At 29.6% G+C, this 8,025-nt stretch carries 5 protein-coding genes; 2 read left to right on the top strand and 3 right to left on the bottom strand.

Annotation, left to right across the window (positions count from 1 at the left end):
* Nucleotides 1–200 precede the first annotated feature (200 nt).
* Nucleotides 201–800, top strand: coding sequence for a GntR family transcriptional regulator (locus tag Q0649_RS10640; RefSeq protein WP_298841334.1), 600 nt, complete (start codon nt 201–203; stop codon nt 798–800).
* A gap of 243 nt (nt 801–1,043) precedes the next feature.
* Here the strand turns inward: Q0649_RS10640 and Q0649_RS10630 are convergent, their stop codons facing one another.
* From Q0649_RS10630 to Q0649_RS10620, 3 genes are all read right to left on the bottom strand, one after another.
* The gene (locus Q0649_RS10630) at nt 1,044–1,946 is read right to left on the bottom strand and encodes a hypothetical protein (RefSeq protein WP_298841328.1); all 903 of its coding nucleotides are present in this window, start codon (nt 1,944–1,946) and stop codon (nt 1,044–1,046) included.
* 121 nt (nt 1,947–2,067) lie between these two features.
* Complete coding sequence (locus tag Q0649_RS10625; RefSeq protein WP_298841326.1) at nt 2,068–3,000, bottom strand: transcriptional regulator; 933 nt, start codon at nt 2,998–3,000, stop codon at nt 2,068–2,070.
* Between the two features lie 151 nt (nt 3,001–3,151).
* A complete protein-coding gene (locus Q0649_RS10620; RefSeq protein WP_298841324.1) occupies nt 3,152–4,933 on the bottom strand; it encodes a glycoside hydrolase family 2 protein in 1,782 nt (593 codons plus the stop codon).
* A gap of 367 nt (nt 4,934–5,300) precedes the next feature.
* On the opposite strand from Q0649_RS10620, the gene Q0649_RS10615 reads away from it, so the two are divergent.
* Nucleotides 5,301–7,637 (top strand): AraC family transcriptional regulator, encoded by a 2,337-nt coding sequence (locus Q0649_RS10615; protein ID WP_298841321.1) that lies wholly within the window; start codon nt 5,301–5,303, stop codon nt 7,635–7,637.
* The last annotated feature ends 388 nt before the right edge of the window (nt 7,638–8,025 follow it).

Here is an 8,025-nt window from a genome sequence, read left to right as displayed (position 1 = left end):
CAGAATTAATCCACTATGGATTTTTTATTGGTTCAACTTCATTTTACAACAAGTCAAAAAATTTATATTAGGAGAGAGGAGCACAAAGATGAGTTTGGATTTTAGTGCTGGAGCCAAGCCACTATGGAGTCAATTATATTTTTTTTTAAAGAAAAGATAGAAAAAGAAGAGTATAAAGTTGGGATAGCATTATTCCTGAGATGCAGCTAATTAAAGAGTATGAGGTATCAAGAATTACTGTAAGGCAAGCCTTAGATAAATTAATGCAAGATGGTTATATTGATAGAAAGAGAGGAAAGGGTACTATTGTTATAGAAAAAAAGCTTGAAGTAGCTACAGTGATGAAATCTTCATTTATACAATTAGAAGAAATTGGAGAAAAAGCTGAAAAAAAACTTTTAGAAGTTAAAGTTGTACAGGCACCAAAAGAGGTAGCTGAATTATTTAATATAACTGTGGAAGATAATGTCTTAGTGATGATAAGAGTAATTCACGTTGATGGTAAGACTGTTGCTTTATTTCATAATTATATAAGTCCAGTAGTTACACTTACCGCTAAGGATAATTTCAATGGTTCTTTTTATAAACTTTTAGAAGCTAAAGGATATAAAGTAACTTCAGGAAAGGAAGTAATATCAGCTGCTATTTCTGATAAAAAAGACAAAGAATTTTTTGAAATAAAGGATTCTAAAGCTATGTTAACAAGAAAAAAAATTGGCGATTCAAATGGTGTTCCAGTAGAACTTACATATTCCAGATATCTAGCTGATGGGTATGAAATTAGTATAGACTTAAGCTAAAGAATAAGATCTTATAAAAACATAAGACCAGCTAGTTAAGGTCAACTATTTATTTTAAATTTGTTTGGAATTATTTACATTAATTTTTGGCACAATAAAAAGACCGTTTCGAAAGTCTAACTATGGATGGCGCCTATGAGCACAACTTTACTTATAATGAGGATATTTCATTTGTTGTTAGCTGCGACACACAAGAAGAAATAAACTTTTTACTTAGTAAAATTGTATCTCAGACTGAATTAGTTATATTGACGGCCATTGCCAATTAATTAAATCTTTACTCCATGCCAACCCGATGCATGCATTTGTGTCAAAAATTACACTTTCATCCTGAGGTCCTGTGCCGTGAAAAAACATAAGATATTTTTTTATTCCTTCAATCTCTGTACAATCAAGTACAAAACCTGCCGTTAATCTTCCCTTTGCCCATTCCCATTCCTGTTGACCTAACGTAATTTGCTCTTGGGATTTTTCCCAATTTATTAAATCTTTTGATTTCATTAATCCTATGCCATTATCTGGAGAATGAAACAAGTTATATTGGTTATCTTTAATTATAATGCACACATTCTCCCCAGAGCTCCCATTACCAAAATAAATCCAATCTCTTAAGTTATATGAATAGGATATGCTTACACCATTCTGCTTGTAAAAACACCACCATTTTCCCTTTTCATCCTTATCTTCAATTAGATATGGATCTATCATTCTTCCCATATTCACAATTGATACATCATTACCTTTTACCTTCATAACTTCAGGAGAATTCCAGTTGTCCAAATCATCACTTTCCATAGACCAAACCCTTGCACTTCCATTTGCATATTTTTCTCCATTTTGTCTTGGGTAAGTTTGAAGGCAGATTATCCACTTACCATTATTTCTAATAATATTTCCGGGACTTGAAAAATTTAAACTACTATCTCTTGGCGTTATTTTTTTAGGTTTTGTCCAATTAATTAAATCACAACTTTTACTCATTGCAGTATACATATATATGTTACTATCTTCTTCTGTTTCCACCAAAGTATAAAATATTCTAAATATTCCATCTTGGTAAATTGCAGTTGGGTCCCTATACGCTGTTACATTATCGCCTTTTAGTATTATTACAGAATTGATATTATCTAAATTTACTTTTTTCATAGATTATTTCACCCTCTCTACTTTCAATTTTCACTTTAAAATTCTCATATCTAATTACTTCGGAGTATGTGCTTCTAAGAATTTTAAGACTAATAATACGAATTGTTTGTTTAAACTGTAATTACAATAGGCTATACCTAATCTTCATTATAATTGATTGATTGTGATTACCAAACTTTTTACCGAATAAATTTACTCCACCCTTATTTGTAGCATTGTCCTTTATACCTACTTTTAGCTTTATGAAACTGTTATTATCAAGGTGCACATCTGTAACTTTAACATCCGAGACACGTCTTCCATCCTCAAAAGTACCTACGTTCGTTATGTCCCAAGTTTTAAGTATTCCATATTGCGAAGCATATTCATACCACCAATCAGGATTTAATTTACCTCTCACCCCTCCAAAATCACCAGGGCTATTCCAAGTTGTAACTTCCACATCATTTACCCACAGTGTTATATCGGATGGCCATTCATTATTATAGTTAGGTGCTTCAGAGCATATTTCCATTGAAAATTGTATATTATCTACTAAGGTGCGATTACTATTAAGATCGCCCCTGGAAAATTTATATTCAATATATCCATTTCTGAACCATATAAGTTCAGCATTCATTCTTTCTGGAACAAAAAAATCACCTGGTTCATCCTCAATTGTTATCATTTTTTCTTCGCCCGCAATGCCACAAGTAGGATAAATTAAACAATCCGAAAAATATCCCAATGGCATTTCCACCTTATAAACCCCATAATCCTTATCTGACTTGTAGTTTTGGCATAAAGATATACTCACATCATCATAATTTTTACTGCAAATTTTCTTAGTACCTCTAGTACCTGATTCAAATTGTGTTGTAATAAGACCAACTTCATCAAGGATATTTATATTAAACGCAGTTGTAGATACTGCTATATTTAAATTCTGTGCGATTTCACCAACATTCATATTCTTTTTTCCTAAAAGCTTTAAAATTTCAATTCTAATTTCTGAGGATAATCCACGACCTATTTGGCTTAATTTTTGGGGGTCATCCAATGATAACTTTAGCATAATTTGTTACCTCCCTCTATACAATATAAGCAAATAATAGCATAAACAGTTTAATATTACAAGAAAGTTGTAATATTAAACTGTTATTTATATTACTAGCATATTACTTTTATATAATTAAAGGTAAATAAGTATTAATTTTAATAATATACTATGTTAAAATGTTGTCATTTATAATTTTTATCTTAGGAAGATTTATCTTTGCTGATCTATCTTCATTAAGCAAACCATTTACCTCTTGCTGAACATCTGTTATCTGTGTATAACAATATCCACACGCATATCCAAGCCTTTTAATTTCATCGGTAATAGACATATATCTAGCTAAGAATTCTTCTTCATTTTTCACCTGATTTCCATAACCCCAACCCTCATCATTTTTAAATGCTATACCACCGTATTCACTTATAATTATTGGCTGATCATTATATGAGTAGCCATGTGCAAAATTTGATCGTTTATTGCTATTAAGTACTTTATCACTTACAATACCGTCCTTATCAGCATATTTTTTTGCAAATACACTCCCAAGTTCTTCATAATCATGAATAGTTAAAATATCAGAGATGGTGTGCTCCCATCCATCATTTACAACCACAGGCCTTGTTTTATCTATAGCTTTCGTTAAGTAATATAGCGCCTGGGTAAAATGCTGCTGCTTTTTATCTACTAAAATATTAGGTACTCCCCAGGATTCATTAATTGGAACCCACGTCACAATGGAGGGGTGATTATAATTTTGCTGTACAACCTCAAGCCATTCCGGAATAAAATTATTTATACTTTCATCATTATATTCATAGGTAGCAGGAAATTCAGACCAAACTAATACTCCTTTTTTATCGCACCAATATAAATATCTTTCATCCTCAACCTTCATGTGTTTTCTAACACCATTGAACCCCATGGCTAAGGTTTTATCTATATCCTCTAATATTGCATTATCGCTTGGTGGGGTTAGCAGTGTGTCTGGCCAATATCCTTGATCTAGTATTAGTTTTTGGTATATTTCTTGATTGTTAAGTAAAACCTTACCATTATTTATTGATATCTTTCTCATCCCAAAATATGAATTTACTTCATCTAATAATTCTTTACCAGCATAAAGTTTAAATTTAACATCATATAGATTAGGATTTTCAATATCCCATACCATAAATTTCAAATGTACTCCATCATTTAATGTATCATTTGTAATGTCAGTAATTAATGTAAAATAACTTCGATCTGGTTTTGTTGATACTTCCCGAATTAATGTACCCCTAAAAGATATCTGTGTAACTAACCAAATTTCATTATTTTTTTTAAAATTATTTATGGTATATTCAAAGGAAACTGTTGCCTCATCTATATTGGGTGTAATTTTAACTTTTTCGAGATTAATATTGTCTAAATACTCCATCCATATTGTCTTCCATATACCAGTAGACTGTACATACCAACAACCATAACTTTCATCATGCCACCTTTGCTTTCCTCTTGGCTGACAGGTACTTTTTGAATCTTCGCATTTAATAACAATAATATTTACCTCTCCAAACCTTACGTGATCTGTTATATCAAATTTAAATTTGTTGCTACTACCCTTGTGCAGCCCTACATAAATTCCATTAATCCATAGCTTTGTTATATAATCTGCACCTTGGGAATTAAGTATAACCCTTTTTTTATCGTACTCTGAATTTATTAAGTATTCTCTTTGATACCAAACGTTTTCATGATACGTCTTATCATTAATACCACTAGCTAAACTTTCATAAACATAAGGTACATTGATTTTCCTAGGAAATATGGTATTTTCATACCATTTTTTTGTTTCTCCTTCATTCTTATCATCAAAAGAAAAATTCCATGTGCCATTTAAATTATCCCATGATTCTCTAGCAAATTGCGGCCTAGGATATTCGTCTAATACATATTTCATCTTTTCCATTATAAACTCCTTATTTTTTTATTTTATTGCTTATGCAAGTGTTGTCACATTATTAACCACTCGTTTCATAAAGATAATAAAGATGACAAATTACAACTAAGCTGTTTAATTACAATATATATGTTTAAATTAATCTTATTAAATTGTAATCCTAATTATATGTTCAGTCAATAGTATTTCTTTGTTTTAATTTTTATATATACATTATAACCTTATCTTATATAGTAGCAGTAAAAGGCATACATCATAATAAAATAGCTATATTGTGGCTAGCAAAGCTCTGGAGATGTAATCGTTACATTGCTTAAAATAATTATAACTGGTATTATTAGTATTATATTGTAATAATAAAACTAGGGGTAAAAATATGAAAAAAATACTAAGATTTAAATCAAGAAAATTGTTTATTAAATTAATTTCGTCACTCTTAATATTCTTACTTGTGCCTGTAATTGTGTTTTTAATTATATTTCACTATAACATGATAAATTACTATGAAAAAGAAATTAGCAATTCAAATTTAAGTAAGCTTATGGTAACTCAAAATACCATAGATGGGATATTTAATGGATTAACAAGAGATGCACTTAGAATAACTGAAGATCCCAGTTTAGATTATATTAGATATGTTAATATTTCAAATATTTTAAAAGATGGAAATGACTTAGTTCGAGTTGATAGAATTATTAAAGTACTAGGGAATGTAAAAGATCTAAATCCATGTATTCATTCTATTTATTTGTACAATAGAGATCAAAAACTGGTTGTAACCACAGGTGGTGCAGGTATATACAAAGAGAGTGAATTTGCAGATAATGAGTGGATACATAAGCTTAACAAGGAAGGAATCGAAACAGTGTTAAGTGGTTCAAGGATTCCTAAGGAAAATGTTATAAATAAAACAGCTTCAATTGCTTCTATGTCACCAACTGTAGTTACTTTGGTTTTCCCAATCAACGAATATACGGCAACATTTACAGGAGCAATAGCTATTAATATAAATGAAAACTTTCTGTATAAGTATATGGATTCAGAGAAAGGCAATGAGCAGGGTTTAGATTTCATTGCTGATAAAAGTGGGCATTTATTTTCTTATAAAGGGAAGAGTATAAAAGGTATAGAAGATAATGATTTGAGTATTATATCAAAATCATTGGTTTCCAAGGATCAAAATGGCTATTTCCAAATGATAATTAAAGGTAAAAAGTACCTTGTGACCTTTTCAAAGTCAAATTTAACGGGTTTAATTTATATAGAAATTTCATCAATTAACAATTTATTTAAAAAAGCCATTATTTTTAAGATTCTTATAGCGGCAGTTTCTCTTATTATACTGGTACTTGGTGTAGTTTTGTCGTATATTATTTCTAATAGAATATATAGTCCAATAAGAAATATAATCGAAAACCTCAAGGAAGAAAAGGTGATTGGTGAAGGGGTAGACATAAATGAGTTGCTTCAAATATCAAATTCTATTAATTATATTATTAATGAAAGAAAACAGCTTAATATTAATATTGAAAAAAGTAATAAGGATCTAAAGCAACTTAGTATATTACGTCTTATTGAAGGAAAGGTTGATGAGGAAAATAATGAAGTGAATTATCCACATTCTTATTTTATGTGTTTAATTTTATCTATTGATAGGTACATTGAGTTTGAAAGGCTTTACGAATATGATGAACAGTATACACTAAAGCTCTTAATTATTAAAGCTTATGAAGAGATGATAGGTGTTAGATCACCTAATCATGGGGTGATATTGCATAAGGATAAATTGGTTATAATAATAAATTCTACTAAGGAAAATACCTTGAATTCACAAGAATTTATTTCAAAGGTATACAGTAAAATTAATAATGAACTAATGAAAAACCATGGAATATCCTTAAGCATTGCAACAGGAAGATATTATAAGTTAAAGGAGAATATAAAATACAGCTATGGCGAGGCTTGCGAAGCAATTAAGTTCAAGTTAATTTATGGTGAGAAATCTTTTATAGATATTTCTATGATTGAAAGCAGATTAAATAAAGAATTTTATTATCCTGTCACAAGAGAAAGATGCATAATGAACTATATGGGAAGTAATAAATTTGAAAAACTTAAAAGTGAGCTAGAAGCTTTGATTGATGAATTAAAAATTAATCAAGAGTTAAGCTACGATAATATAACACAGATTTTATATCAGTTGGTGGGAAATACATTGAAACTGCTTATTTCTTCAAACGATAGGATATCAGATGTTTTTGGAACGCATTGTAATATATATAATGAATTGATTGAAAAGGAAACACTGGATGATATAAGAGATGTATTAACACATTTCTATCAGAAAATCATACATTATAGAGAAAATGATGATAAAATATTTAAAAATCATGTTAAAGACGTCATAATGTTTATTGAAAACAATTATACCAAAAATGATATAGATATTAATACTATTTCTAGTGCAACTGGACTTAGCTATCCCCATCTTAGAAAGGTGTTTAAGGATAGCATAGGTATAAACGTTACGGATTATATTACAGGCTTAAGAATTAGAAAGTCTAAAGAACTTCTAGTAGAAACTAGTGGTACAATCAAGGAGATTGCAGAAAAGGTTGGTTATAATAATGACCAAAGTTTTAGCAGAAGTTTTAAAAAATTAGAGGGAATAACGCCAGGCGAGTTTAGAAATAGTTTTTTAAGAAATAAATAGTACAAATTTTATTGTATGAAAATATCTTAGCTTTTATATATGGGTTGTTTGCTGCCGAAAGATTTATAAGGTGCAGTTAACAACCTATATTGTTTTATGGAGTGAAAATGTACAAATAATTAAATTAGACTGTCTAGTTCTTTCTATATTTTTGGGTTATAAAAGGCCTAGCGGTACTTTATGAATCAAAATTTACCTCAATATAATCAAAAGTGAAGGTTTAAGATAGGTATTGGTTGTTTACAAGAAATTACCACTCGGCTATAGTGAATATGTTAGTGGATAACAAATGTAATTATTATATGTAATTGCAATGTAATCGTTAAACATTTCGGTAGTGTAAAGTGATCTATGAAAAAATTAGATGAACTAGTTAGTCTTGAATATA

Source organism: uncultured Clostridium sp. (assembly GCF_937920395.1).
Lineage (GTDB): Bacteria > Bacillota > Clostridia > Clostridiales > Clostridiaceae > Clostridium_AD.
Note: the sequence above shows the minus strand (reverse complement) of the source record. Positions and strands in the feature narration are given on the sequence as shown.

Bases quoted from the DNA above. Each gene is read 5' to 3' on its own strand.
- Q0649_RS10640 (WP_298841334.1), top strand. From the start codon at position 201: ATGCAGCTAATTAAAGAGTATGAGGTATCAAGAATTACTGTAAGGCAA.
- Q0649_RS10630 (WP_298841328.1), bottom strand. From the start codon at position 1,946: ATGAAAAAAGTAAATTTAGATAATATCAATTCTGTAATAATACTAAAA.
- Q0649_RS10625 (WP_298841326.1), bottom strand. From the start codon at position 3,000: ATGCTAAAGTTATCATTGGATGACCCCCAAAAATTAAGCCAAATAGGT.
- Q0649_RS10620 (WP_298841324.1), bottom strand. From the start codon at position 4,933: ATGGAAAAGATGAAATATGTATTAGACGAATATCCTAGGCCGCAATTT.
- Q0649_RS10615 (WP_298841321.1), top strand. From the start codon at position 5,301: ATGAAAAAAATACTAAGATTTAAATCAAGAAAATTGTTTATTAAATTA.